This window comes from Microbispora amethystogenes, assembly GCF_016863015.1.
Lineage (GTDB): Bacteria > Actinomycetota > Actinomycetes > Streptosporangiales > Streptosporangiaceae > Microbispora > Microbispora amethystogenes.
This window is the reverse complement of the sequence record NZ_BOOB01000045.1, coordinates 44,298-69,104: the sequence shown is the minus strand read 5'-3', so window position 1 is coordinate 69,104 and position 24,807 is coordinate 44,298. Positions and strand designations below refer to the sequence as shown.

General features: G+C 74.3%; 28 protein-coding genes. 18 read left to right on the top strand and 10 right to left on the bottom strand.

All coding sequences use genetic code 11. From position 1 onward, the window contains the following. Positions 1–91: 91 nt before the first annotated feature. On the top strand, positions 92–508 hold the full coding sequence (locus tag Mam01_RS27625; protein WP_204288085.1) for a cellulose binding domain-containing protein: 417 nt from the start codon (positions 92–94) through the stop codon (positions 506–508). A 37-nt stretch (positions 509–545) separates the two neighbouring features. Here the strand turns inward: Mam01_RS27625 and Mam01_RS27620 are convergent, their stop codons facing one another. After that, complete coding sequence (locus Mam01_RS27620; RefSeq protein WP_204288084.1) at positions 546–1,322, bottom strand: IclR family transcriptional regulator; 777 nt, start codon at positions 1,320–1,322, stop codon at positions 546–548. Positions 1,323–1,401: 79 nt separating this feature from the next. On the opposite strand from Mam01_RS27620, the gene Mam01_RS27615 reads away from it, so the two are divergent. From Mam01_RS27615 to Mam01_RS27550, 14 genes are all read left to right on the top strand, one after another. Beyond that, positions 1,402–2,574 carry a 4-hydroxybenzoate 3-monooxygenase gene (locus Mam01_RS27615; protein ID WP_204288083.1) on the top strand — a complete coding sequence of 391 codons (1,173 nt, stop codon included), beginning with the start codon at positions 1,402–1,404 and terminating at the stop codon, positions 2,572–2,574. Then, a complete protein-coding gene (locus tag Mam01_RS27610) occupies positions 2,571–3,368 on the top strand; it encodes a CoA transferase subunit A (RefSeq protein WP_239101670.1) in 798 nt (265 codons plus the stop codon). Before Mam01_RS27615 ends, Mam01_RS27610 begins: the two co-directional genes overlap by 4 nt. Then, complete coding sequence (locus tag Mam01_RS27605; protein WP_150934357.1) at positions 3,369–3,992, top strand: CoA transferase subunit B; 624 nt, start codon at positions 3,369–3,371, stop codon at positions 3,990–3,992. It abuts the gene before it with no gap. Next, a complete protein-coding gene (locus tag Mam01_RS27600) occupies positions 3,989–5,179 on the top strand; it encodes a thiolase family protein (protein ID WP_204288082.1) in 1,191 nt (396 codons plus the stop codon). The genes Mam01_RS27605 and Mam01_RS27600 overlap by 4 nt, the downstream gene beginning before the upstream one ends. Continuing rightward, positions 5,176–5,856 (top strand): protocatechuate 3,4-dioxygenase subunit beta, encoded by a 681-nt coding sequence (gene pcaH / locus Mam01_RS27595; protein WP_204288081.1) that lies wholly within the window; start codon positions 5,176–5,178, stop codon positions 5,854–5,856. Before Mam01_RS27600 ends, pcaH begins: the two co-directional genes overlap by 4 nt. Continuing rightward, entirely contained in the window at positions 5,853–6,425 is a 573-nt protein-coding gene (locus tag Mam01_RS27590) for a peptidase associated/transthyretin-like domain-containing protein (protein WP_204288080.1), read from the top strand. Before pcaH ends, Mam01_RS27590 begins: the two co-directional genes overlap by 4 nt. Next, entirely contained in the window at positions 6,415–7,677 is a 1,263-nt protein-coding gene (gene pcaB / locus Mam01_RS27585) for a 3-carboxy-cis,cis-muconate cycloisomerase (RefSeq protein WP_204288079.1), read from the top strand. The genes Mam01_RS27590 and pcaB overlap by 11 nt, the downstream gene beginning before the upstream one ends. Further along, entirely contained in the window at positions 7,674–8,447 is a 774-nt protein-coding gene (pcaD, locus tag Mam01_RS27580) for a 3-oxoadipate enol-lactonase (protein ID WP_204288078.1), read from the top strand. The genes pcaB and pcaD overlap by 4 nt, the downstream gene beginning before the upstream one ends. Then, the gene (pcaC, locus tag Mam01_RS27575) at positions 8,444–8,836 is read left to right on the top strand and encodes a 4-carboxymuconolactone decarboxylase (RefSeq protein WP_204288077.1); all 393 of its coding nucleotides are present in this window, start codon (positions 8,444–8,446) and stop codon (positions 8,834–8,836) included. Before pcaD ends, pcaC begins: the two co-directional genes overlap by 4 nt. Continuing rightward, the gene (locus Mam01_RS27570) at positions 8,833–9,873 is read left to right on the top strand and encodes a carbohydrate kinase family protein (RefSeq protein ID WP_204288076.1); all 1,041 of its coding nucleotides are present in this window, start codon (positions 8,833–8,835) and stop codon (positions 9,871–9,873) included. The genes pcaC and Mam01_RS27570 overlap by 4 nt, the downstream gene beginning before the upstream one ends. After that, positions 9,870–11,210 carry an MBL fold metallo-hydrolase gene (locus Mam01_RS27565; RefSeq protein ID WP_204288075.1) on the top strand — a complete coding sequence of 447 codons (1,341 nt, stop codon included), beginning with the start codon at positions 9,870–9,872 and terminating at the stop codon, positions 11,208–11,210. The genes Mam01_RS27570 and Mam01_RS27565 overlap by 4 nt, the downstream gene beginning before the upstream one ends. 67 nt (positions 11,211–11,277) lie before the next feature. Beyond that, a complete protein-coding gene (locus Mam01_RS27560; RefSeq protein WP_204288074.1) occupies positions 11,278–12,387 on the top strand; it encodes a sensor histidine kinase in 1,110 nt (369 codons plus the stop codon). A 32-nt stretch (positions 12,388–12,419) separates the two neighbouring features. Beyond that, the gene (locus tag Mam01_RS27555; RefSeq protein WP_204288073.1) at positions 12,420–13,025 is read left to right on the top strand and encodes a response regulator transcription factor; all 606 of its coding nucleotides are present in this window, start codon (positions 12,420–12,422) and stop codon (positions 13,023–13,025) included. A 132-nt stretch (positions 13,026–13,157) separates the two neighbouring features. Next, positions 13,158–14,438 carry a cytochrome P450 family protein gene (locus tag Mam01_RS27550; RefSeq protein WP_204288072.1) on the top strand — a complete coding sequence of 427 codons (1,281 nt, stop codon included), beginning with the start codon at positions 13,158–13,160 and terminating at the stop codon, positions 14,436–14,438. A gap of 14 nt (positions 14,439–14,452) precedes the next feature. Here the strand turns inward: Mam01_RS27550 and Mam01_RS27545 are convergent, their stop codons facing one another. The 4 genes from Mam01_RS27545 to Mam01_RS27530 all read right to left on the bottom strand — a co-directional run bounded on the left by Mam01_RS27545 (position 14,453) and on the right by Mam01_RS27530 (position 19,480). Beyond that, on the bottom strand, positions 14,453–16,033 hold the full coding sequence (locus Mam01_RS27545) for a peptide chain release factor 3 (protein WP_204288071.1): 1,581 nt from the start codon (positions 16,031–16,033) through the stop codon (positions 14,453–14,455). A 125-nt stretch (positions 16,034–16,158) separates the two neighbouring features. After that, complete coding sequence (locus Mam01_RS27540) at positions 16,159–17,466, bottom strand: condensation domain-containing protein (protein WP_204288070.1); 1,308 nt, start codon at positions 17,464–17,466, stop codon at positions 16,159–16,161. 81 nt (positions 17,467–17,547) lie between these two features. Beyond that, positions 17,548–18,717 (bottom strand): 3-hydroxy-9,10-secoandrosta-1,3,5(10)-triene-9,17-dione monooxygenase oxygenase subunit, encoded by a 1,170-nt coding sequence (hsaA, locus tag Mam01_RS27535; protein WP_204288069.1) that lies wholly within the window; start codon positions 18,715–18,717, stop codon positions 17,548–17,550. 22 nt (positions 18,718–18,739) lie between these two features. Beyond that, a complete protein-coding gene (locus Mam01_RS27530; RefSeq protein WP_204288068.1) occupies positions 18,740–19,480 on the bottom strand; it encodes a TetR/AcrR family transcriptional regulator in 741 nt (246 codons plus the stop codon). A gap of 112 nt (positions 19,481–19,592) precedes the next feature. Here Mam01_RS27530 and Mam01_RS27525 point away from each other — a divergent pair, with 112 nt between their 5' ends. Then, positions 19,593–20,183 (top strand): NADPH-dependent FMN reductase, encoded by a 591-nt coding sequence (locus Mam01_RS27525; RefSeq protein WP_204288067.1) that lies wholly within the window; start codon positions 19,593–19,595, stop codon positions 20,181–20,183. A gap of 69 nt (positions 20,184–20,252) precedes the next feature. On the opposite strand, the gene Mam01_RS27520 is transcribed toward Mam01_RS27525, so the two are convergent. Next, a complete protein-coding gene (locus tag Mam01_RS27520) occupies positions 20,253–20,852 on the bottom strand; it encodes a TetR/AcrR family transcriptional regulator (protein ID WP_204288141.1) in 600 nt (199 codons plus the stop codon). A gap of 76 nt (positions 20,853–20,928) precedes the next feature. On the opposite strand from Mam01_RS27520, the gene Mam01_RS27515 reads away from it, so the two are divergent. After that, a complete protein-coding gene (locus Mam01_RS27515; protein ID WP_204288066.1) occupies positions 20,929–21,492 on the top strand; it encodes a dihydrofolate reductase family protein in 564 nt (187 codons plus the stop codon). 132 nt (positions 21,493–21,624) lie between these two features. Here Mam01_RS27515 and Mam01_RS27510 read toward each other — a convergent pair whose 3' ends face one another. The 4 genes from Mam01_RS27510 to Mam01_RS27495 all read right to left on the bottom strand — a co-directional run bounded on the left by Mam01_RS27510 (position 21,625) and on the right by Mam01_RS27495 (position 24,069). Beyond that, entirely contained in the window at positions 21,625–21,963 is a 339-nt protein-coding gene (locus Mam01_RS27510; protein WP_150934374.1) for a TraR/DksA family transcriptional regulator, read from the bottom strand. Then, a complete protein-coding gene (locus Mam01_RS27505; protein WP_204288065.1) occupies positions 21,950–22,849 on the bottom strand; it encodes a rod shape-determining protein in 900 nt (299 codons plus the stop codon). The genes Mam01_RS27510 and Mam01_RS27505 overlap by 14 nt, the downstream gene beginning before the upstream one ends. After that, positions 22,846–23,205 (bottom strand): TraR/DksA family transcriptional regulator, encoded by a 360-nt coding sequence (locus Mam01_RS27500; RefSeq protein WP_204288064.1) that lies wholly within the window; start codon positions 23,203–23,205, stop codon positions 22,846–22,848. The genes Mam01_RS27505 and Mam01_RS27500 overlap by 4 nt, the downstream gene beginning before the upstream one ends. A gap of 498 nt (positions 23,206–23,703) precedes the next feature. After that, a complete protein-coding gene (locus Mam01_RS27495; RefSeq protein ID WP_150934377.1) occupies positions 23,704–24,069 on the bottom strand; it encodes a hypothetical protein in 366 nt (121 codons plus the stop codon). A gap of 187 nt (positions 24,070–24,256) precedes the next feature. Here Mam01_RS27495 and Mam01_RS27490 point away from each other — a divergent pair, with 187 nt between their 5' ends. Beyond that, positions 24,257–24,805, top strand: coding sequence for a hypothetical protein (locus Mam01_RS27490; RefSeq protein WP_204288063.1), 549 nt, complete (start codon positions 24,257–24,259; stop codon positions 24,803–24,805). Positions 24,806–24,807: the final 2 nt, after the last annotated feature.

Below are 24,807 nucleotides of genomic sequence, written 5' to 3'. Positions count from 1 at the left end.
CATGACATTCCCCGCCGGCTGTGATGACAATCCGGAAGGACGTTCATCGAATCAGCCGCCGGAGACCCCCGGCACGGCGAGAGGAGAGGGAATGGCACGGCGGTATCGTGAAACCGGTTTCAACAGGCGGAGCGCCTGGGTGGCCGCGGCGGCGCTGGCCGCCACCACGGTCATCGGCGCTCCCGCCGCGCACGCGGACACGGCGTCCTGCTCGGTCAGCTTCCCGACCGTCCACAGCTTCCCCGGGGGTTTCGTGGCGGAGGGCAGAGTGGTCAACACCGGGACGACCACCCTGAACGGCTGGCGGCTTTACTGGACCTTCACCGGCGACGAGAAGCTCTTCTCCCTGCTGACCACGAAGTGGACCCAGACCGTGCGGACCGTCACCGCCACCAACGTGTCCTGGAACGGCACCATCGCGCCCGGGGGGAGTCTCTCCGTCACCGCCAACGGCTCCTCGACCGGCGGCACGTTCGGGATGACCGGTCTGACCTGCACCCCGCTGTAACGCCCGGGGTCCCGCACCCTGTCCCGCACCCTGGCCGTCAGGCCCGCGCGACGGCGGCCCGGTAGTCGGCGGCGATGCGGGCCGCGACGGCCAGCAGCGGGTCGACCAGGCGGGGCAGCTCGCGCACCCGCCGCGAGGACACCACGATCCCGACCGCCGCGACGGGCCTGTCTCCCGCATGGTCGCCCACCGGCACCGGCGCGGCGGCCGAGCACGAGCCGAGCGTCATCTCCTCGTGGGTCGTGGCGTACCCCTGGGCGCGCACCTGGGCGAGCTCACGGGCCAGCCGTCCCGGCTCGGTGATCGTGTGCGGCGTCGGCCGCTCCAGCGGCCGGGACAGATAGGACGTCACAAACCATTCCGGTTCGTACGCCAGGAGGGCCTTGCCGACGCCGGTCGGGTGCATCGGCAGGCGGGAGCCGGTCCGCGACAGGATCGGCACGGCCCGCTTGCCGTACACCTTGTCGACGTAGAGGACCTCCAGCCCGTCCCGCACGGCCAGGTGGACGTTCTCGCCGGTCTCGCCGAAGAGCTCCTGCAGCCAGGGGCGGGCCACCTCCTGCAGCGGGTCGGGGGCGAGCTGCCCCAGCTCCCACAGGCGGCGGCCGATCTGGAAGCGCCCGTCGGCGCCGCGGCGCAGGGCCCGCCATTCCTCCAGCTCCCCCGCCAGCCGGTGGACGGTGCTGAGCGCCAGGCCGGTGCGTCCGGCGATCTCCGTCAGCGTGAGCCGCGGGTGCCGTGCGTCGAAGGCGCCGAGGATCGCCAGCGCCCGGGACGTCACGGAACGCCCCGATTCGCGCACGCCGCCGGCCATGTGGCTCCTTCCACTGACGGCTTCCACTGGGCGGAAGCAAAGCCTACGCGGCACGGCGGGCGCCGCCGATGCTTGGGCCATGCGAACTCAGGTCGGGATCATCGGGGCGGGGCCGGCCGGCCTGCTGCTCTCCCATCTGCTCCACCTGCGCGGGATCGAGTCGGTCGTGCTGGAACGCCGGAGCAGGGAGTACGTCGAGCGGCGCGTGCGGGCGGGGGTGCTCGAACAGGGCACGGTGGACACGCTCGTCGAGGCGGGGGTGGGCGAGCGGCTGAAGCGGGAGGGTCTCCCCCACCACGGCATCGAGTTCCGGTACGGCGGAGCGGGCCACCGGATCGCCTTCGAGCGGCTGGTGCCCGGCCGGTGCATCACCGTGTACGGCCAGCAGGAGGTGGTCAAGGACCTCATCGCGGCGCGGCTCGCGGCCGGGGGCGACGTCCGCTTCGAGGTGGACGACGTGGCCCTGCACGACATCGGCACCGACCGGCCCTCCCTCACCTTCGGCGGCGAGCGGCTGGACTGCGACGTGATCGCGGGCTGCGACGGTTTCCACGGCGTGTCCCGCGACTCGATCCCGGGCGGCGTGCTGACCGAGTATCGCCGGGACTATCCGTTCGCCTGGCTCGGGATCCTCGCCCGGGTGAAGCCGTCGTCGGAGGAGCTGATCTACGCGCGGACCGAGCGCGGCTTCGCCCTGCACAGCATGCGCTCCGCGGAGATCAGCCGCTTCTACCTCCAGGTGGCCCCGGACGAGGGCGTCGCCGCCTGGCCCGACGAGCGGATCTGGGCCGAGCTGCGGGCCCGGCTGGAGACCGTGCCCGGTTTCGCCCTGGCGACCGGTGAGATCATCGAGAGGAGCGTCACGCCCATGCGGAGCTTCGTGGCCGAGCCCATGCAGCACGGCAGGCTGTTCCTGGCCGGGGACGCGGCCCACATCGTGCCGCCGACCGGCGCGAAGGGGCTCAACCTGGCGGTGGCCGACGTGCGGGTGCTGACCGAGGCGCTGGCCCGGTTCTTCGCCGGGGGCTCGGCGGAGGCGCTGGACGGCTACTCGCGAGCCTGCCTGCCCCGGGTATGGCGGGCGCAGCACTTCTCGTGGTGGATGACGACGCTGCTGCACACCTTCGACTCCGACGACGCCTACGCCCGGCGGCTGCAGACCTCCCATCTCGACTATGTCACCTCCTCGAACGCGGCGGGTACGACGCTCGCGGAGAACTACGTGGGCCTGCCGTACGAGGAGAGCCTGTGAACAGCCCTGTGAACAAGGTGGTGGGGAGCGCGGCGGAGGCGGTGGCCGACGTCGGCGAGGGCGCGTCGCTCGCCGTGGGCGGTTTCGGGCTGTCCGGTGTGCCGTCGGTGCTGATCCGCGCGGTGCTGGAGCGCGGCGTCGGCGGGCTGCACGTCGTGTCGAACAACTGCGGCACGAACGGCGGCACCGGCGGCGGCACCGGCGGGCAGGGCCTCGGGGAGCTGCTGGCCGCCGGCCGGATCGCCCGCGTCATCGGCTCGTACATCGGGGAGAACAAGGAGTTCGCCCGGCAGTACCTCGCGGGCGAGGTCGAGGTCGAGCTGATCCCGCAGGGCACGCTGGCCGAGCGGCTGCGGGCCGGCGGCTGCGGCATCCCGGCCTTCTACACCCCGGCGGGGGTGGGGACGATGGTCGCCGAGGGCGGGCTGCCCTGGCGCCACCACCCCGACGGCAGCGTGGCCGTGGCCTCGCCGCCGAAGGAGGTGCGCGATTTCGACGGCGTGCCGTACGTGCTGGAGCGCGGCATCGTGACCGACTTCGCGCTGGTCAGGGCCGCGAAGGGGGACGCGTACGGCAACCTCGTCTTCGCGAAGGCGGCGCGCAACTTCAACCCGCTCGCGGCGATGGCGGGCCGGGTGACGATCGCGGAGGTCGAGGAGCTGTGCGAGCTCGACCCCGACGAGGTGCACCTGCCGGGGGTGTTCGTGCGGCGGGTGCTGCCGCTCACTCCGGAGCAGGCCGCCGACAAGGGTGTCGAGAAGCGGACCGTCACCTCGGCTGTGAGGGAGGTCTAGATGGCCTGGACCCGTGACGAGATGGCCGCGCGGGCGGCCCGTGAGCTGCCCGACGGCGGCTACGTCAACCTGGGGATCGGGCTGCCGACGCTGATCCCCGCTCATCTGGACGGCCGGCGCGTGGTGATCCACTCGGAGAACGGCGTGCTCGGCGTCGGCCCCTACCCCGCCGAGGACGAGGTCGACCCCGACCTGATCAACGCGGGCAAGGAGACGATCACCGTGCTGCCCGGGGCGGCGTTCTTCGACTCGTCGCTGTCGTTCGGGATGATCCGCGGCGGGCACATCGACGTCGCCGTGCTCGGCGCGATGCAGGTGTCGGCCCGCGGCGACCTCGCCAACTGGGCCGTCCCCGGCAAGATGATCAAGGGGATGGGCGGCGCGATGGACCTGGTCCACGGCGCGAGGCGGCTGGTCGTGCTGATGGAGCACACCGCGAAGGACGGCACGCCGAAGATCGTGCCGGAGTGCACGCTGCCGCTGACCGGCCGGGCGTGCGTCCACCGGATCATCACCGACCTCGCCGTGGTCGACGTGACCGCCGGCGGCCTGCGGCTGGCGGAGACCGCGCCGGGCGTCAGCGCCGGCGAGGTGCGGGCGAAGACAGGAGCCGAGATCTCATGAAGGACGTGTTCGTCGCCGACGCCGTACGGACCCCGATCGGGAGGTACGGCGGCGCGCTCGCCGGGATCCGCCCCGACGACCTGGCGGCCGGGGTGATCAGGGCGCTGCTCGCCCGCGCCCCCGGCCTCGACCCGGAGCGCGTCGACGACGTGGTCCTCGGCGCGGCCAACGGCGCCGGGGAGGACAACCGCAACGTGGGCCGGATGGCCGCGCTGCTGGCCGGGCTGCCGGTCACGGTCCCCGGCGCGACCGTCAACCGCCTGTGCGCCTCCGGCCTGGAGGCGGTGGTCCAGGCGGCCAGGACCGTGGCCTGCGGCGACGCCTCCGTGGTGGTGGCGGGCGGGGTCGAGTCGATGAGCCGCGCGCCCTGGGTGCTGCCCAAGCCCGAGCGCGGCTTCCCCCGGGGCCACGAGCAGCTCTACTCCACGACCCTCGGCTGGCGGATGGTCAACCCGGAGATGCCGGAGCGGTGGACGGTCTCCCTCGGCGAGGCGACCGAGCAGCTCGCCCGCAGCCGCGGCGTGAGCCGCGAGGAGCAGGACGCCTTCGCCGTGGGCAGCCACCGCCGGGCCGCCGCCGCCTGGCGGGACGGCCTGTTCGACGCCGAGATCGTGCCGCTGGAGGAGCTGACCCGTGACCAGATGATCAGGGACGAGACGATCAGGGACGACACGTCCGCCGAGGCGCTGGCCCGGCTGAAGCCCGCCTTCGCCGCCGACGGCACGATCACGGCGGGCAACTCCTCGCCACTCAACGACGGCGCCGCCGCGCTGCTGATCACCGACGCCGACGGCCTCGCCGCGCACGGCCTGCACCCACTCGCCCGGGTGGTGTCCACCGGGGTCGCGGGCGTGGACCCGGCCGACTTCGGCATCGGGCCCGTCCCCGCGGTCGCCAGGGCCCTGGACCGGGCCGGGCTCGGCCTCGCCAACCTGGCCTCCGTCGAGCTCAACGAGGCGTTCGCCGCGCAGGTGCTCGCCTGCCTCGGCGAGTGGAAGGATCTCGACCCCGAGGTCGTCAACCCGCAGGGCGGCGCGATCGCGATCGGGCACCCGCTCGGCTGCTCGGGCGCGCGCCTCGCGGGCACCCTGGCCCACCGTCTCTCCCGCACCGGCGGGTACGGCGTGGCGACCCTGTGCGTCGGCGTCGGACAGGGACTGGCCCTCATCCTCGAAGGAACCTCATGACCCAGCCGCCCTACCTGTATCCCGGCTACGCGAGCACGGTCCTGCGCGCGCCCTCCCACGCCCCGCTCCCGATGAAGGACGACCCGGAGGCGGCCGAGCTGACCGGCCCGGTCTTCGGGCACGAGGACGTGAACCCGCTCGACGCCGACCTGACCACCGGGCACGCGGGCGAACCGCTCGGCGAGCGGATCATCGTCACCGGGCGGATCCTCGACTCCTCGGGCCGGCCGGTGCCGCGCACGCTGGTGGAGATCTGGCAGGCCAACGCGGCCGGCCGGTACGCCCATCCGGTCGACCGGCACCCGGCGCCGCTCGACCCCAACTTCACCGGCGCGGGCCGGTGCCTGACCGACGACGAGGGACGCTACCGGTTCGTCACGATCAAGCCCGGGGCGTATCCCTGGCGCAACCATCCCAACGCCTGGCGGCCGGCGCACATCCACTTCTCGGTCTTCGGCACCGCGTTCACGCAGCGCCTGGTGACGCAGATGTACTTCCCCGGCGACCCGTTGTTCGCGTTCGACCCGATCTTCCAGTCCGTCCCGGACCCGGCCGCCCGCGAACGGCTCGTCTCCGCCTTCGACCTCGACGTCACCGAGCCGGAGTGGGCGCTCGGCTACCGCTGGGACGTCGTGCTGGGCCGCACGCCCGTCGAGAGCACGCAGGAGGACGCGTGACCACTCCCTCGCAGACCGTCGGGCCGTTCTTCGGGTTCGCCCTGCCGTACGAGGGCGGCTGGGAGCTCGTGCCCGAGGGGCATCCGGGCGCGGTCACGATCACCGGCCGGGTGCTGGACGGCGCCGGCGAACCGGTGCCCGACGCGCTGCTGGAGCTCTGGACCGGCGAGCCCGGGGGGTTCGGTCCGCGGGGTTCCGGCAGCGCCGGTTCCGGCGGTGGCGCGTTCCGTGGGGACGGTTCCGGCAGCGCCGGTTCCGGCAGGAACGGTTCCGGCAGGGGTGAGTTCGGCGGGGGCGGCTTCGGCCGGTGCGCCACCGAGCCCGACGGTTCCTACCGGTTCCGCGTCTCCCCGCCCGCCCGGCCGTACCTTCCCCTGCTGGTCTTCGCCCGGGGACTGCTGAAGCCGGTGCGGACCCGCGTCTACCTCGCCGACGTGCCCGACCCCCTGCTCGGCTCGCTGGAGCCGGACCGCCGCGCGACGTTGCTCGCCCGCGCGGACGGGAAGGACGCCTACCGGTTCGACGTACGGCTGCAGGGTGAGCGGGAGACGGTCTTCCTTGACTTCTGACGCGAGTTCCGGGGCGGGTGCCGGCACAGGCGCCGATCAGGGGCTGCTGTCCCCCGTCCGGGCGGGCACGGCGGTCGAGGCGGTCACCGGCGACGCCGCCTGGTTGCGGGCGATGCTGGAGGCGGAGGTCTGCCTCGCGCGGGCGCAGGCCCGCCTCGGCGTCGTCCCCGAGCACGCCGCCGCCGCGATCCGCGAGGCGGCCCGTTTCCTCGGCGGGGAGGACGGCTACGACGTGGCCGGGCTCGCCCGGCGGGCCAGGGACGCCGGCAACCCCGTCGTACCGCTGGTCGAGGACCTGCGCGCCGCCGCGGGGGATGCGCGGAGGTGGGTGCATCACGGCGCGACCAGCCAGGACGTGCTCGACACGGCGGCGATGCTGGTGGCGGCGCGGGCCCGCGCGGTGATCCTGCCGCACCTCGACCGGGTGCTCGCCGCGCTCGCCCGGCTGGCCGCCGAGCACCGCGACACCCCGATGGCCGGGCGCACGCTCATGCAGCGGGCGGTGCCCACCACGTTCGGGCTGAAGGCCGCCGGGTGGCTGCTCGGCTGCCGGGACGCCCGCGACCGCCTCGCGGCGGTGCGGCTGCCGGTCCAGCTCGGCGGCGCGGCCGGGACGATGGCCGGGTACGGCGAGCGGGCCCTGGAGCTCCTGCCGCTCTTCGCCGCCGAGACCGGGCTGGCCGAGCCGGTGCTGCCCTGGCACACCTCGCGCGCCCCGGTCACGGACCTCGCTGCTGCGCTCGCCGCCGTCGCCGGGGCGCTCGGCAAGCTCGCCGTCGACGTGATCCTGCTGGCGCAGAGCGAGGTGGGCGAGGTCGCCGAGCCCGCCGCGCCGGGGCGGGGCGGCTCGTCGGCGATGGCGCACAAGCGCAACCCCGTGCTCGCCACCATGATCAGGTCGGCGGCGCTGCAGGCGCCCGCCCTGGCGCAGATCCTGCTGGCGTCGCGGGTCGCCGAGCACGAGCGGCCCGCCGGAGGCTGGCACGCCGAATGGCAGCCGCTCCGCGAGTGCCTGCGCCTCGCCGGCGGCGCGGCGGAGACGGCCGCCGAGCTGACCGAGGGCCTGGAGGTGTTCCCCGGCCGCATGCGGCAGAATCTCGACGAGCTGCTCGTCGTGCTGCGCGAGCACGGGGAGGACACCGGGGCAGGGCCGGCCCCCGCCCTGGTGGACCGCGCCCTGCGGTTCCATGCCGGGGAGTCCCCTGCCCCGGAGTTCCACGCCCCGGAGTTCCACACGAGGAAAGACGGATGATCCCGCACCACCGATTCGACGGCCCGCCGGACGCCCCGGTCGTCGTGCTCGGCCCGTCGCTGGGCACGACGCTCGACCTGTGGGAGCCACAGCTCGCGGCGCTCACCCGCACCTGGCGGGTGCTCCGCTACGACCTGCCCGGCCACGGCGGCTCCCCCGCCGCGTCCGGCTTCACTATCAACGATCTCGCCGCCGGGGTGCTGGCGCTGCTCGACCGCCACGGCCTGGCCCAGGGAGACCGCCGCGTGGCGTATGCCGGGGTGTCGCTGGGCGGGGCCGTCGGCACCGCCCTCGCGCTGCGCGCGCCGGACCGGGTCGCGAGCCTCGTGCTGTGCTGCACCTCCGCCCGGTTCGGCACCGCGGAGAGCTGGCGCGAACGCGCCGCGCTGGTACGCGCGGAAGGCACGAAGCCCCTGGTGGAGGCGACCCGGTCGCGGTGGTTCACGGCGGGCTTCCCCGGCGCAGAGCGCTACCTCGACATGCTGCGCGGCGCCGATCCCGAGGGGTACGCCGCCTGCTGCGACGCCCTGGCGGCCTTCGACGTCCGCGACCGGCTCGGGGAGGTCCGCGCGCCCACGCTGGTGATCGCCGGGGCCGAGGATCCCGCGACCCCGCCCGCGCACGCCGAGGTCCTGGCCGAGGGCATCCCGGACGCCGCGCTGCTGGTGGTCCCGGGGGCGGCCCACCTGGCCACCGCCGAACGGCCGGACGTCGTCACCGAGGCGATCGTCCGGCACCTGACCACGACCACCTCCCGGAGGACGGCATGAGCGACGACGACGGCATGCGGGTGCGGCGGGAGGTGCTGGGCGACGCGCACGTGGACCGGGCCCAGGCGGCGACCACCGAGTTCACCGCCGACTTCCAGGACCTCATCACCCGGTACGCCTGGGGCGAGATCTGGACCCGGCCCGGGCTCGACCGCAGGACCCGCAGCTGCGTCACGCTCACCGCCCTCGTGGCCCGGGGACAGCTCGACGAGCTGGCCATGCACGTGCGGGCCGCGCGGCGCAACGGGCTCACCATCGACGAGATCAAGGAGGTCCTGCTGCAGACCGCGATCTACTGCGGGGTGCCCGCCGCCAACGCCGCCTTCGCCGTCGCCCAGCGCGTGCTGGCGGCGGAAACAGGAGAGGATTCCGGGGAGGACGCCGCGTGACGTTCCTCGTGACGGGCGAGAGCCTCGTCGACCTGATCGGCGCGCCGGGGTCGTGGACCTTCACCGCCGTGCCCGGCGGCAGCCCGCTCAACGTGGCGGTGGCGCTGGCCGCGCTGGGCCGCCCGGTGCGGTTCGCCGGGGAGACCGGCGACGACTTCTTCGGCGGCCTGCTCCGCGACCACCTGACCCGCCACGGGATCGGCACCGGCGATCTCGCCCCGGCGGCGGCGACCGGCCTCGCCTTCGCCCGGGTGGGCGCGGACGGCTCGGCGTCGTACGACTTCCGCTTCGAGTGGCGGTTGTCCGCCCCGATCACGCTCGACGGGGTGACCTGCCTGCACACCGGCTCCCTGGCCACCCTCGTGTCCCCGGGCGGCGACCACGTCAGGGCCCTGATGCGGGCCGCGAAGGCGGCGGGCGTCACGGTCTCCTACGACCCGAACATCCGGCCGTCGCTGGCCGGCGACCACGCCGAGGCCGTGGCCCTGACCGAGGAGTGCGTACGGCTGTCGCGCCTGGTCAAGGTGAGCGCCGAGGACCTCGACTGGCTCTATCCCGGCGAGCCCGGCCTCGACGTGGCGCGGCGCTGGGCCGGGCTGGGCCCTGAGCTGGTGGTGGTCACCCGGGGCGGCGACGGCGCGGCGGCGGTGCTGCGTGCCGGGCTCCCAGGCGACGGACTCGCCGGCGATCGGTCTCCAAGCGACGGGACTCCAGGCGGCCGGACCCCAGGTGACGGAGCTCCGGGCGGCGAGGTGATCACCTGCCCGGCGCCGGCCGTCAAGGTCGTGGACACGGTCGGCGCGGGCGACACCTTCACCGCCGCCTACCTCGACGCCCTGCATGACGACACGCCGCACCACGACACGCTGCACGACGGCGCCCTGACCCCCAGGCGGGTGGCCGAGGCGCTGCGGCGCGGCTGCGCCGCCGCGGCGATCGTGTGCACCCGCGCCGGCGCGGTCCCGCCCACCCGGGCGGAGGTGAATTCGTTCTCCCTGGGTACGGGTCTGTCCCGAGCCGAGGAGGGACATACATGATCGAAATCGTCGCCGTCGGCACCCCCTCGCTGGGCGACCGCAGCTACCTCGTCACCGACGGGGAGGTCGCCTTCGTCGTGGACCCGCAGCGGGACGTCGACCGGATGCTCCGCCTCGCCGAACGGCGCGGCGTCGAGATCCGCGACGTCTTCGAGACCCACGTGCACAACGACTACGTCACCGGCGGGCCCGCCCTGGCCGCGGCGACCGGCGCGGACTACCACGTCAACGCGGCCGACCCGGTGGCGTTCGATCACCGGCCCGTCGAGGACGGCGACGTGATCGAGGCCGGGGCCATGCGCCTGCGCGCGCTGGCCACTCCCGGCCACACCTTCACCCACCTGTCGTACGCGCTGGAGGTCCCGGGCCGGCCGCCCGCGGTCTTCACCGGAGGCTCGCTGCTCTACGGCGCGACCGGGCGGCCCGACCTGCTCGGCCCCGAGCACACCGGCACACTGGTGCGGGCCCAGTACGCCTCGGCCCATCGCCTGGCCCGCGAGCTGCCCCCGGAGACGGAGGTCTACCCCACGCACGGCTTCGGGAGTTTCTGCTCGTCCACCCAGTCGGAGGAGGTCACCGAGTCGACGATCGGCCGGGAGTCGAAGACCAACCCGGTCCTGACGCGGGGCGAGGAGGAGTACGCCGAGTCGCTGCTCGCCGGGCTGGACGCCTACCCGGCGTACTACGCGCACATGGCGGCGCTCAACCTGGCCGGGCCGGAGGCCCCCGACCTGTCCCCGCCGCACCGGGCCGGGGCCGCCGAGTTGCGCCGCCGTCTGCGGGACGGCGAGTGGGTGGTCGACCTGCGGTCCCGGACGGCGTTCGCGGCGGGCCACCTGCCGGGGGCGCTCAACTTCGGGCTCGACGGCAGCTTCGCCGTCTACCTCGGCTGGCTGATCCCCTGGGGCACCCCGGTGACGCTGCTCGGCGAGACGCCGGAGGACGTGGCGGAGGCGCAGCGCGAACTGGTGCGGATCGGCGTCGACCGCCCGGCCGCCGCCGCCACCGGGGGCCCGGCCGACTGGGTCTGTGCCGGTGGGGAGAAGCCCGCGTCCCTGCCGACGGCGACGTTCGCCGACCTGTCCGCCGTACGCCGTGAGCGGCCGGTCGTGGTCCTCGACGTGCGCCGCGAGGCGGAGTGGCGTGAGTCGCACGTGCCCGGGGCGGTCAACATCCCGCTGCACGACCTGCCCGCCCGGCTCGGCGAGGTGCCGCCCGGCGAGGTGTGGGCGCACTGCGCGACCGGCTACCGGGCGGCCATCGCCGCCTCCCTGCTCGCCGCCGCGGGCCGCGACGTCGTCGCCGTCGATGACACCTACACACCTGCGACCGGGTGATTCGTACTGCTGGAAAGCAGACGTTCCGCCCTGCGCGTCCCGGCCGCGGGGGACCATAATGGCCGCCATGGCGGGAATATGGGCACTGGGGTTCACCGCCCTCCTGCTGCTCGCGCCGGCGTCGGCGGCACACAGCGGGTCCGAGTGGGCCGTTCTGGCCGTCGCGGGGCTGTCGTTCGCGGGCGCGGTGCTCACCTTCCGCCGTCCCCCGCCGTCCGTACGGTTCCTGCCGATGGCGCTGGCCGGGCTGCTCGCGGTGGCCGCGGTCGCGGCGAACGCCGCCTACGAGGCGACGGAGTGGCGGACGCTGTTCTCCCTGCTCGCGGTGGCCGTGGGGGTCGTCGCGCCGCTCCGCGTGGCGCCCTGGCTGGTCGCCGCCACGGCCGTGCTGTCCGCGGCCGTGGTGCTGGCCCGGGGCGGCTCCTTCGACTCCGCCCTGTGGGGCACCGCGCTGACCACCACGCTCGCGGGGATCACGGCGTACGGCTTCCGCCGGATGGGACAGATCATCGGGGAGCTCGCCCGCACCCGGGAGCAGCTGGCCGCCGCCGCCGTCTCGGCGGAGCGGCTGCGCTTCTCCCGGGACCTGCACGACCTGCTCGGGCACACGCTCTCGATGGTGGTCGTGAAGGCCGAGGCGGTGCGCCGGCTGGCCCCGCGCGACGTCGCGGCGGCGGTGCGGCACGCCGAGGACATCGAGGCGATCGGGCGGCAGGCGCTGACGGAGGTGCGCGAGGCGGTCACGGGCTACCGGGACGCGAGCCTCGCGTACGAGCTGGACACCGCCCGGGCGGCGCTCGCCGCGGCCGGCATCGACTGCGAGGTGCGGGAGTCGGGGCCCGCGCTGCCCCGGGAGGCCGACGTGCTGCTGAGCTGGGTCGTCCGGGAGGGGGTCACGAACGTCGTGCGGCACTCCGGCGCGCGGCGCTGCGTCATCACGCTCCGCCGCGACCGCGACCCGGTGCTGGTGGAGGTCAGCGACGACGGCGCCCCCGCCACCGAGACAGGCGGCACGGGCGGGGAGGTCGGGGAGGTCCGGGAGCAGGACGGCAGCGGCCTGCGCGGGCTGCGCGAGCGCCTGGCCGCCGCGGGCGGGCGGCTGCGGGCCACCCGGCTGCCCCGGGGGTTCGTCCTCTCCGCCGAGATCCCGCGCCTGGGCGGGGACGAGGCCCCGTGACGGAACCCATGGCCCAGCCTTCGACTCCGCCCGTGACACGCGTGCTGATCGCCGAGGACCAGGCGATGATGCGCGACGCGCTCGCCGTCCTGCTCGACCTGGAGGACGACTTCGAGGTCGTCGCGCAGGTCGCGAGCGGAGACGAGATCCTGCCCGCGGCGCTGCGGACGGAGCCCGGCGTGGCCCTGCTCGACATCGAGATGCCGGGCGGCGGTGGGCTCGACGCGACCGCCGGGCTGCGGGCGGCGCTGCCCTCGTGCGCCGTGGTCATCGTGACCACGTTCGGACGGCCCGGCTACCTGCGCCGGGCGCTGGACGCGGGCGCCCGCGGCTTCGTGGTGAAGGACCGGCCCGTCGGCGAGCTGGCCCAGGCGATCCGGCGGGTGCTGGCGGGCGAGATCGTGGTCGACCCCGCCCTGGCCGCCGCCGCCCTCAGCGCCGGGCCGAGCCCGCTGACGCCGCGCGAGCGTGAGGTGCTCGTCGCGGCGGCCGACGGCTCGACGGCCGCCGACATCTCCCGCCGCCTCCACCTGTCGGAGAGCACCGTACGCAACCACCTGTCGTCGTGCATCGCCAAGACCGGCACCCGCAACCGCATGGAGGCCGTCCGGGCCGCCCGCCACAGCGGCTGGCTCTGACCGGTCCGGTCAGGGCCGGACCGCGCGGCCTGTTGCCGGGGGGTGGGCCGCGGCGTAGCGTTGACGTCCGCCGCACGTGAAAGACGCACCTGTACGCACCTGACGCGACGTACCTGGCACGTGGAGGTTGGCATGAGCACTCCCGGCACGACGTCCGGCACCACATCTGACACCACCGTCGTCGACCTGTTCGACCCGCAGCTGGCGAGCGACCCGTTCAGGGGCTACTCGCGGCTGCGGGAGCAGGCCCCGATGACGCGCGGTTCCTTCCCCGGCCTGAGCTCCCCCATCTGGATCGTCATGCGGTACGAGGACGTGAGGACGGTGCTGAGCGACCGCCGCTTCGTCAACAACCCGGCCAACGTGCCGGGCGCGGACGTGCAGAACATCCGCGAGGATCTCATCGAGGCCCGCGGCATCCCCCGTGAGTACGCGCCGTACATCCTCGACTCGGTCCTCGACGCCGACGGCGACGACCACCTGAGGCTGCGCAGGCTGGTCTCCCGCGCCTTCACCGCGCGCCGCGTGGCGGAGCTGCGCCCACGGGTGGAGGCGATCACCGAGGACCTGCTCGACCGGCTCCCCGGCCACGCCGAGGACGGCATCGTGGATCTGATCGAGCACTTCGCCTATCCCCTGCCGATCACCGTCATCTGCGAGCTGGTCGGCATCCCGGAGGAGGACCGCCCGCGGTGGCGGGAGTGGGGAAGGGGCCTCTTCTCACTCGAACCGGGAGCGGCGAGCAAGCCGCTGCGGGCCATCGTCGACTACATCCACGACCTCGTCGGCCGCCGTCGCGCCGAGCCCACCGGCGACCTGCTCACCGGCCTGATCCGGGCCCACGACGAGGACGGCGACCGGCTGTCGGACACCGAACTGGTCACGATGGTCCTCACGCTCGTCCTCGCCGGCCACGAGACCACCGCCCATCTGATCGGCAACGGGACCGCCGCCCTGCTGACCCACCCCGACCAGCTCGCCGCGCTGCGGGACGACCCCGGGCTGCTGCCGCGCGCCGTGCACGAGCTCATGCGCTGGTGCGGGCCCGTGCAGGGCACCCGCATCAGGTACGCCGCCGAGGACGTGCCGATCGGCGACCTGACCGTACGCCGGGGCGAACCGGTGATGGCGGTCCTGGTGTCGGCCAACTACGACCCCCGCCGCTTCGACGACCCCGAACGGCTCGACGTCACGCGGGAGTCCGACGGCCACAAAGAGGTCCATGTCGGCTTCGGCCACGGCCTGCACTACTGCCTGGGCGCCGCGCTGGCCCGGCAGGAGGGCGAGGTGGCCTTTGGCGCCCTCCTGCGCCGCCACCCCCGCCTCGCGCTGGCGGTCGCGCCGGAGGATCTCAGCCGCCAGTTCCTGCCGTTCTCCTGGCGCCTCGCCCGCCTCCCCGTACGCCTGGGGTAGGACAGGCGGGCCGATCAGCCCTGGCCGGCGATGAGCGGCTCCAGGGTCAGGCCCTCGTGCTCGCGCTGGATCGACCGCATGCGCCACTGGTCGGTGAACACCGCGAGCAGGGCCTGGTCCCGGCCGCGCATGAGCACCTCCGCGCCGCGCTGGCGGCGCAGCACCTCGGCCGACTCGGCGTCGGTGCGGCGGGCCAGCGTGTACTCCAGCCGGTCCAGCACGATCTCCGCGCCGAACTCGGCGGCGAGGCGGTGCTGCACGACCTCGAACTGCATGGGCCCGACCGCCGCCAGCACGGGCGCCTGGTCGCCCCGCAGGTCGGATCGCAGCACCTGGATCACGCCCTCGCCGTCGAGCTGGTCGATGCCGCGGCGGAACTGCTTGGCCTTGGCGGTGCTCCGGGAGCGGGCCACCGCGAAGTGCTCGGGGGCGAAGCTCGGGATCGGCGGGAACTCCACGGCCGCGCCCTCGTAGAGGGTGTCGCCGGGGCGCAGGGCGGTCGCGTTCACCAGGCCGACGACGTCCCCGGGGAAGGCCTCGTCGATGGTGGCGCGCTCCTGGCCGAACACCGACTGGGCGTACTTGGTGGCGAACGGCCGTCCGGTCGCGGCGTGGGTGAGCACCATCCCGCGCTCGAAGCGGCCGGAGCAGACCCGGACGAACGCGATGCGGTCCCGGTGGGCGGGGTCCATGTTGGCCTGCACCTTGAACACCAGGCCGGCGAACGGCGCGTCCAGCGGCCGGGCCGCGCCCTCGACGTCCGCCCGGGGCGCGGGCGCGGGCGCGAGGTCGACCAGCAGGTCCAGCAGCCGGGCCACGCCGAAGTTGGACAGCGCCGCGCCGAACAACACCGGCGTCGCCTCGTGCGCCTCGAACGCCTTCTGGTCGTGCTCGGCGCCGATGGCGGCGAGCAGGTCGCTCTCCTCCCGCGCCCGGGTCCAGTCGGCCCCGAGATCGGCCTCCGCCTCCCCCGGCGTCAGCGTGGTCTCCAGCGCCTTGGTGGCGCCGCCCGGGGTGCGGGTGTAGCGGACGGCGCGGCCGTCGATCCGGTCGACCACCCCGTGGAAGTTCCCGGCGGAGCCGATGGGCCAGGTCACCGGGGTGGGCCGCAGGCCGGTCCGCTCCTCGATCTCGTCGAGCAGTTCCAGCGGCTCGCGGCCCGGCCGGTCCCACTTGTTGACGAACGTGATGACCGGGATGCGGCGGTGGCGGCAGACCTCGAACAGCTTCATGGTCTGCGGCTCCATGCCCTTGGCCGCGTCGAGCAGCATCACCGCGCAGTCGACCGCGGCCAGCACGCGGTAGGTGTCCTCGGAGAAGTCGGCGTGGCCGGGGGTGTCGACGAGGTTGAACACGTGTCCGCGGTATTCGAAGCGGAGCGCCGCCGAGGTGATGGAGATGCCGCGGGCGCGCTCCATCTCCATCCAGTCGGACGTCACGCCCCGCCGCCCGGCCTTGCCGTGCACCGCACCGGCCTGGGTGATCGCCGAGGCGTGCAGGGCGAGCGCCTCGGTCATCGTGGACTTTCCGGCGTCCGGGTGGCTGATCACCGCGAAGGTCCGGCGTCGCGCCGCCTCACCCGTGACGGCGCTCATCGCCGCGTCTCCGGCGTACGGACGCGGGTCGTCGTGGTGTGATCGTGCGATCGAGGCATCCGGGCTCCCAACTGCGGTGAACACCGTAGGTTACCGCGTCCGCGGGCACCTCCCATCCCATGACGTCAGGTGGCGGGTTCCCGGTGGGCGGAGGCGACGACGAAGGACTCCAGCCGGTGCAGCAGGGCCTCCATCTCGCCCTCGGACAGGCGGGTGGTGTCGGCGTTCACCTCCACGCCGAGCGTGCCCTTGTGGCGCATCAGGGCCAGGCAGAAGTCGCAGCTGCGCTGATCGGTGCCGGGAAGCCACTCCAGTTCGGACTCCTCGTCCGCGCGGCCTGCGGCGCCCGGATCCTCGCCGGGGCGCAGGTCGTTGAAGCAGCACGACGGGAACACCGAGACGCCCCGGTCGGCGCTGAGCCGGTCGATCATCTCCTGCATGGCCGGTTTGTCGAACCGGGCGCGCCGGTAGGACGCGAGGACCGCCGGATACGCGCTCACGACCGTCTCGGCGAGGCCTCCGCTCGGGCCCAGGGTGAACAGCCCGAGCTGGTTGAGGCTGGTGACCAGGTCCCGGCTCCGGTCGTCGAAGCGGTTGTGCACGATCGGGGTGATCGCGGACACCTCGTGCCCGGTCAGCTCGCGCAGCAGCATGGCGACCGCCACCAGCAGGACGGTGGCGGTGCTGACCCCGGCCTGGCGGGCGAGCACGTACGCGGCGTGGTTCAGCCGGGGCGACGTCAGCACGGCCCGCGCGTACCTCGGCGTGGAGGCCGGCCGGACCGCCTCCGGGAACATGGCGGACGGCACGGTCCGGAGCAGCGCCTCCCACTGCGCGATCGCGCGGTCCGAACGGGCGGGCGCCGCCCGCTCCTCCCGGACCAGGTCGAGCAGCTGCGACGACGGCGGGCGCGCGATCGCGCCGCGGAGCAGCAGCGTCCGCAGGTCGTTCACCACGACGCCGGCCGCGTGCCAGTCCGCGACGACGTGGTGGATCACGAGGGCCACGTGGGTGACGGCGCCGTCGCAGACCACGAATCCGGCGCGCAGCGGCTGCTCGCCGTCCCCGAAGGACCGCGCGGCCAGGCGGGCGACGAGTGCCGCCGCGACGTCACCCGCCTCGTCGCGGGCCGCCTCGGTCAGCTCGACCGGCAGCGTCCCGGCCGCGGCCACCTCCTGGTACGGGCCGTCCGTGCCGAGCCGCACCAGGGACCGCAGGGCGTCGTGCCGGCCCGTCACCTCGGCCAGGGCGGCGGCCACGGCCTCGGGAGGGCGCGGGCCGCCCGCGCGCGGGACGGCGAGGACCCTGGGCACGTTGAAGTAGTGCGCGCTGTCCGGCCCGACCTGCTGGACGGCTCCCCAGATATCCCGCTGTCCCCAGGCGAGCTCCGTTGTACCGGAACGGCTGGAGGCGAAGCCCACCTGAAGCCGCATGGCTCTCCTTCGACGGGGGTGGCCGTGGTGCCATGAAGGCTAGGATGCGCCTTTCGGGCGGGTCAAGATCCTCCCACGCCGTCAGATGAGGTTGTCCTCCACGGGCAGGCCGAACTCCCCCCTGCCGTACATCGCGAGGGCGCGCTCGACGTCGTTGGCGACGTGGACGCCACCGGCGTGGGCGTCGCGCCAGGCCCGCTCGATGGGGTTGCCGCGGCGCAGGGAGTTGCCCCCCGCCGTCTTGAACAGGACGTCGATGGCCTCCAGCGCCCGCTCAGTGGCGCGGACCTGGTCCCGGCGCACCCGGAGCCGCAGCTCGGCCGGGATCGCCTCGCCCCGCACCGCGTGCTCGTAGACCTCCCGCACGTTGCGGTCGGTCTGCAGGGCCGCCGCGTCGATCTCCGAGGCCGCCCGGGCGACGGCGACCTGCGCGAACTGGTCGTCGGCGAACCGGCCGCCGCCGCCCAGGCTGAGCCGTACGCGGTCGCGCATGGCCGACACGTACGACCGGTAGCAGCCGGAGGCCATCCCGATGATCGGCGCGGTGATCGTGGTGGTGAACACGGAGCCGAACGGGATCCGATACAGCGGTCCGGTGTTCACCTGCTGACCCGGCCCGCGCAGCCGGGCCAGGTCGTGGTTGCGCACCACGCGGTGCGCGGGCACGAAGGCGTCCTCGGCGACGATGTCGTCGCTGGCCGTGCCGCGCAGCCCGATGACGTCCCAGACGTCGTCGATCGCGTAGTCGGAGCGGGGCACCAGCACGGTCACGACGTCCGCCGGGCGCCCCGCGGCGCCCATCACGAGACCGCCGAGCAGGGCCCACGACGCGTGCCCGCAGCCCGAGGAGAACCGCCACCGGCCGGACAGGCGGTATCCCCCCTCGGCCGGGACGAGCCGCCCGACCGGCGCGTACGACGAGCAGACCAGCACGCCGGGGTCGCTCCCCCAGACCTCGTCCTGGGCGGCCTCCTCGAACAGGGCGAGCTGCCAGGGGTGCACGCCGAGGACGGACACGAGCCAGCCGGTCGACCCGCACACCGCCGAGATCTCCCGCACCACCTCGTAGAAGCGCACCGGGTCGCTCTCCGCGCCGCCGTACCTCTTGGGTTGCAGCATCCGGAAGACCCCGGCCCGGGACAGCTCGCCGATCGACTCGGCGGGGACCCGCCGTTCCTCGTCGACGGCGCGGGCGCGGGCGGCGATCTCCGGCAGCAGCGCGCGTACCTCGTCCAGGACCTCGTTGCTCATGGGGGAATCCTTCGTGTCTCGGTCAGATGCCCAGCCGGGCCGCGACGCCGTCGAGCACGCAGTCGAGCCCCAGCTCGAACTGCCACTCGCCGTCGTCCTTGCGGACGCCCTCGCGGATGTAGCGCTCGAAGGCGGGATAGCGGCCCGACTCCAGCAGCCACCTCAGGTGCGAGGAGTAGAGGCCGCGCAGTTCGTCCGCCCCGGTGACGCCTTCGCGGCGCATGAGCTCGGCCAGGCCGACGTCGACCGCCACCGTCCCGTTGACGTAGGCGCCCACCGTGCCGACCACGGCCATGCGGGCGTCGGCGTCCAGGCCGAGGTCCTCCAGCGAGGCGAGCAGCCGGTCGGCCCGCGCGACGAGGTGCGGCGTGAGCTGGCCCGACCTGGCCGTCGTCCGGACCATCCAGGGGTGACGCAGCACGGCGCGCCGCAGGCCGCAGGCCGCCTCGCGCAGCGTCGTACGCCAGTCCGCCGCGGGCTCCACCTGCGCCTCCTCCGCGATGACGGCGTCGAGCATCAGCTCGATCACGTCGTCCTTGCCGCGCACGTACCGGTAGAGCCCCATGGTCGCCACACCGAGCCGTTCGGCCAGGTGGCGCATCGAGACGGCGTCGAGTCCCTCGGCGTCCGCGATCTCCACCGCCGCGGCGGCGATCTGGGCGTGGGTCAGCGCCGCGCGGGGCGGCCGGGCGGGGCGTTCCATCCGCTGCCAGATGGACTCGACGGCGTCGCCCGCGACCTCGTCCGCGCTCTTCCCGGCCATCGCCACACTCCTCACCTTCGGTGCGTGTACATCGTACCTGTACTTGTACGTCGTACGCAGGTGCGCGTACGGTGTACTCACTGCGTACAACGTACTCACTCATGGAGGAACCATGCCTGGCGACGACCGGCTCCGAGTCGCGTTGATCATCGGCAGCGTCCGGGACGGGCGGGTGGCGCCCCTCGTCGCGAACTGGTTCGCCGCCCAGGCCGAACGGCGCGGCGACCTCGCCCTCGACGTGATCGACCTTGCCGAGACCCGGCTCCCCGACGGGTTGCGCGGGCACTTCGGCGGCGACCGGCCCGAGGAGGTCACGGCGCTGCGGCCCCGGGTGGACGAGGCGGACGCCTTCGTCGTCGTGACCCCCGAGTACAACCGGAGCTTCCCCGCCGCCCTCAAGCTGATGATCGACAGCTATCACCGGGAGTGGGCGGCCAAGCCCGTCGGGTTCGTCAGCTACGGCGGCGTGTCCAGCGGTCTGCGGGCGGTCGAGCAGCTCCGGCTGGTCTTCGCCGAGTTGCACGCGGTGACCGTCCGCGACTCCGTCGCGTTCCGGAGCCCCTGGACGCTGTTCGACGACGACGGCAACTGGCCGAAGGACCCCGCGGGTGCGGAGAGCGCCGCCACGACGATGCTCGACGAGCTCGTCTGGTTCGGCGGGGCCCTGCGGGCCGCCCGGGCGGCCCGGCCGTACGGCGCCTGACCCGGCCCTCCCGGTCCGCTCCCGCCCTCATCGCGACACCGTCGTTCCGATCACGGGACAGCCGGTCCGTCAGCCCGTCGCCGGGGCCTCGCCGCGCCCTTCGGGGACCAGGCGCTCCACCGCCTGCTCCACCAGATCGTGCAGCCGGGCTTCGGGGAACACCTCGGGCAGCGTGAGCCGCTCCAGGATCAGCCAGTTCATGGCCAGGTGGAGCAGCTCCACCGTCGCGGCGTCCCCGGGAAGGCCGGAGCCGAGGTGGTGGCGGATGTTGGCGTCCACGTCCGCCCTGATCCGCTCGGTGAGCACGGCCCGCAGGGCCGGCCGCCGAGTCGCCTCCAGGCGCAGCTCCAGCAGGGCCAGGAATCCCGTGCGGTAGGTGCTGACCCGCTCGACCACCTCGTGGGTCAGCTCGGCGACCCTCGCCCGGCCAGTGCGCCCCTCCGGATTCCCGGCCAGGATCCCGGCCTCCGGCTCCAGCCGTTCGTAGACGCGCGCGCCCGCCTGGGTGAGCATCTCGTCCCGGTTGGCGAAGTAGTTGGAGGCCGTGCCGCCCGGCACCCGCGCCTGGGCGTCCACCGCGCGGAAGGTCAGGCCCCGCGCGCCGTCCCGGGCCAGCACCTCGATGGCCGCGTCGAGCAGCGCGGCCCGCCGGGCCGGATTCTGTCGCACCACGATTGACACCACTCCAGTTGTAGTACTATGGTCATGACCACTACAGACAGAGTACTTCAGACGGAGTGATTGTATGCGAAAGCTTGTCTATTACGTCGGCGTCAGCATCGACGGCTACATCGCGGGCCCCGGCGGCGAGTTCGACTTCTTCCCGATGGAGGACACCCTGGCCTGGATCATCGACGAGTATCCGGAGACGGTGCCGAGTCACATGCGCGCGCAGATGAGCCTGGAGGCGCCGAACCGGCGCTTCGACACGGTGGTGATGGGCCGTGGAACTTACCAGCCGGCCCTCGACGCCGGCGTCACCAGCCCGTACGCGCACCTGAGGCAGTACGTGGTGTCGACCTCGACCCAGATCGGCGACCCGCAGGTGGAGCTGGTCCGGAGCGACCCCATCGGCCTCGTTCGGCGCCTGAAGCAGGAGGAGGGCGGGGACATCTGGCTGTGCGGAGGCGGCACGCTCGCGGGCGCGCTGCTGCCGGAGATCGACGAGCTGATCGTCAAGAGCTACCCGGTCGTGGCCGGCGACGGGATCTCGGCGTTCACCGGAGCCTTCCGCCCCACACCGTTCACCCCGGCCCGGAGCCGGTCCTTCGGCAGCGGCACGACCGTGACCTGGTACGACAGGGCGTGAGCGGGCAGCCCTCCGAGGCACTGTCCGCCGAGAGTAAGTGAGGGCCGTGGTGAAGCGCTTCGGGTGGCCCGGTCCGCGCGCCCACGGTGGCCGCCCGTCCCCCGGGTGCCGGGAGCGGGCGGCCGGGCGGCGTCAGCGGGCCTCGTGGCGCCGCTGGCAGGCGATGCAGTAGCGGGCCAGGGGCCGGATCTTCAACCGGCCGAACGGGATGGCCGCCGCGCAGTCGGCGCACCGGCCGTAGTGTCCCTCCTCCATCCGCTCCAGCGTCCGGCGCAGCTCGGTGACCGCCCGCTCGGTGGCGGCGACGTCGGCGAGCAGGGCGAGCCGGGCCGTGTCCTGCTCGCCGCCGTCGACCTCGGCGCGCAGGTCGCGCAACTGCACCTCACGCCACTGGAGCTGCTCCTCCAGCTCGGCGCGGATGAGCCGTGTCTGCGGTTCGCTGATGGCGGTGAACTCGTCACTGGTGGTCATAGTCGAGGTCCTTCACTTCGTCGGCGGGGAGGAGGGCGGCGCGGCGCGCGACCACGGGGAGCAGACAGGCCAGGCCCCTGACGGTCGCCTGGGCGGGATCGACGGCGGGAGTGACGGTGATCCGCAGCCCGGCGCAGAGCGCGCGGGCCAGCTCCGGATCGCGGGCACCACCGCCGGTGATCAGCAGGCCGCGCCCCCGCGCGACCCCCCGCAGGTGGGCGGGAACGCGCGCGACGAGGTCGGCGACCATGGCCACGATGCGTTCCCGCACGTACGGCGGGAACCGCGGACCGTCCGGCGGGTCGCCGGCACGGTTCTCGGTCCCGTCCTCGGCACGGTCCTGGGCACGGGCATGGTCGTCCGTGCCCACCTGGACGGCCCCCGCGTCGGCGATCCGGCCGCTGCGAATGACGACGGCCTCGGCGATCCCGGCACCGGCGTCGAGGAGCAGCCGGGGCCTCGGATCATCGATGTCGACGCCGCAGCCGACCGCGGCGGCGAGCGGCTCCTCGATGATCGTGACCGGGCAGCGGGCGGCGCTGCCGACCGCCGCGTGCGCCGCGCGCCGGTCCAGCCGTGAGGCCGCCACCGGCACGCCGAGCAGGACGCGTTCCGGCGACTCCTGCCCGGCGGCCTCGCGCAGCGCGGCGCGGACCAGCCGCGCGCAGCCGGGCATGTCGGAGACCATCCCGTGCCGCACCGGCCAGCGGCGCGGCGCGGGCGGCGCGCCGACCGCGGAGGGCCGCTCCCGGATCACCGGGCTGCCGGACAGCAGCAGGCGGGTCCGCGCGGTGCCGAGGTCGAGGGCCAGGGCGGTCCCTCCGCCCGCTCCCCCGCCCGTACGGGTCATGCCGTGCCCGGCCGTCATGCCGGTCGTGCCGGTCATGCCGACATCCGGGTCTCACCGGCGCAGGCGGCGCACAGCTGCACGTGCGGCGCCAGGCGGAGCCGGTCGAGCGGCAGGAACGCCTCACACTCGGTGCAGGTGCCGTAGAGGCCGAGGTCCATCCGTTCGACCGCCGCCTCGATCGCCGCGACGTCGCGGCTCGCCCGCCGTACGGCTTCGGCGGACGGGCGGACCCACGCGACAGGCGGCGTCACCTCGTGTGGTTCGCTCGCCAGGGCCAGCTCGGCCCGGGCGGCGTGCAGCCGCTCGCCGAGCAGCATGCGCAGCTCGGAGAGCTGCGCATCGTACTGCCGGCACTCCTCCATGAGAGAGCCCGGCGACCTGATCTCAGCCATGATCGGCATCACTCCAGGTATGGGAAAAGGTGGGTGGGACGCGACGCCCCCGCACCGGCGCGAGGCGGGTGCGCGAGCGGCGGCCCGGGTGACGGTCGGATCGGAGCGCGGCGAGCGGCCGGAGCCCGGCCCGCCCACGTACGCGGAACGAACGCGCGACAGGCCCGGGACGAGCGGGCGTGCACCCGGCGTACGAAGCGGGATGCCCGCCTGCGCCCAGCGCACGGCTGTGCGCCGGTCCGGGACGGGTTCGGGTCGGGCGGCGTGTCGCGTCGTACGGCGGATGCGCGGAAGCACCCGCGTCACGGAGGATGGCCGCGGGCCATGTCACAGGCCGTTTCACAGACGGTGTCGCGGACCGTGTCGCGGACCGTGTCGCGGACCGCTGCCGGCGGTCACCCGACGCGCGGACCGGCCCGCCTACTGGACGGGCCAGACGGTCGGGACGGCTCGGCGACGAGACCGGGACGACGCCGCGGCTCGGAGCGCTCCGGGGTTCTAGACCAGCGGCGGGCTACGTGATCCGACCGTGCGATGCCCGGTTTGCTGCGGGCTGAGGATGACGTCCTCGTCGTGCCGGACGAGCGCCGGGGCGGGCGCCGGAGCCGCGACCGCGGCCACAGTGCTCCGCAGCCGCAGCGACAGCGGCATGTGCTCCGAGCCGGCGCCCGCGGGCAGCGTGGCCGACTGGGGCGACCACGCGCCCGGCGTCCACACTTCGGCGGCGGTCGCGGGCGCATGCTGCGCGGGGTCGCCGCCGTACCAGGCGGGCGTGGAGGCGACCAGGGCGAGGCCGAGCATCAGCAGGCCCACCACCCACGTGAAGGCGGTGGACCCGCACATGTCACGTCGTGAGGTCGCCATGAGACCGACCATAGCCCACCTTCGCGAAACGGTCATCTACGTTTTCCGCCACCCGTTTCTCCCCTTATTTCCGCCCATTTCTGAAGATCGCCATATTTTTCGTCCCGCAGGAATTACGCGACTCGGCGGGTCCGGGCCGGAGCGGCTACGGTGACGTGAGACCGGGCCGTCACGGAAGGGAGGGATCGTGCGAAGCAGGCCGACCGCCGCGCTGCTGCTCCTGCTGCACGCGATCTTCCTGACCACCGGTTTTCTGACCACCGGCGGCTCGCCCGCCGCCGCAGCGATCACCGGGCGGCCGGCGGCCACGACGGGCATCGCACCTCACGCGGCTCCCGCCTGGTCCTCGGCGGCCGGGGCCGGCGACGCCCGCCTTTCCACCACGAGCCTCTCGACCACCGGCACCGCGACCGCCGCATCCACGGCCGCCCAACGCGCAACCGCCCGGGCCGCGCGGGCGGAGAACACGAGCGCACGGGACACGACGGCGCGGCACCCGGCGACCCGGCACTGGGGGTCGCCGAGCGCGGGCCGGCCCGCGCAGAGTGACCAGCCCCGGGTCCACGCGGGCGCCGGCGGCCCCGGCGCGACCGCCGGGCCCGCCCTGCCGCCCGCCTCCGCGTCGCCGCGCGGCGGCACCCGGGTCACCTGCGCCGGGCCGCGTCACGACGAAACCCCCGCCCAGCGCCCGCGCCGCACGACGGCCGCGCGGGCTCCCCCCTCCACGGCGTACTGAGG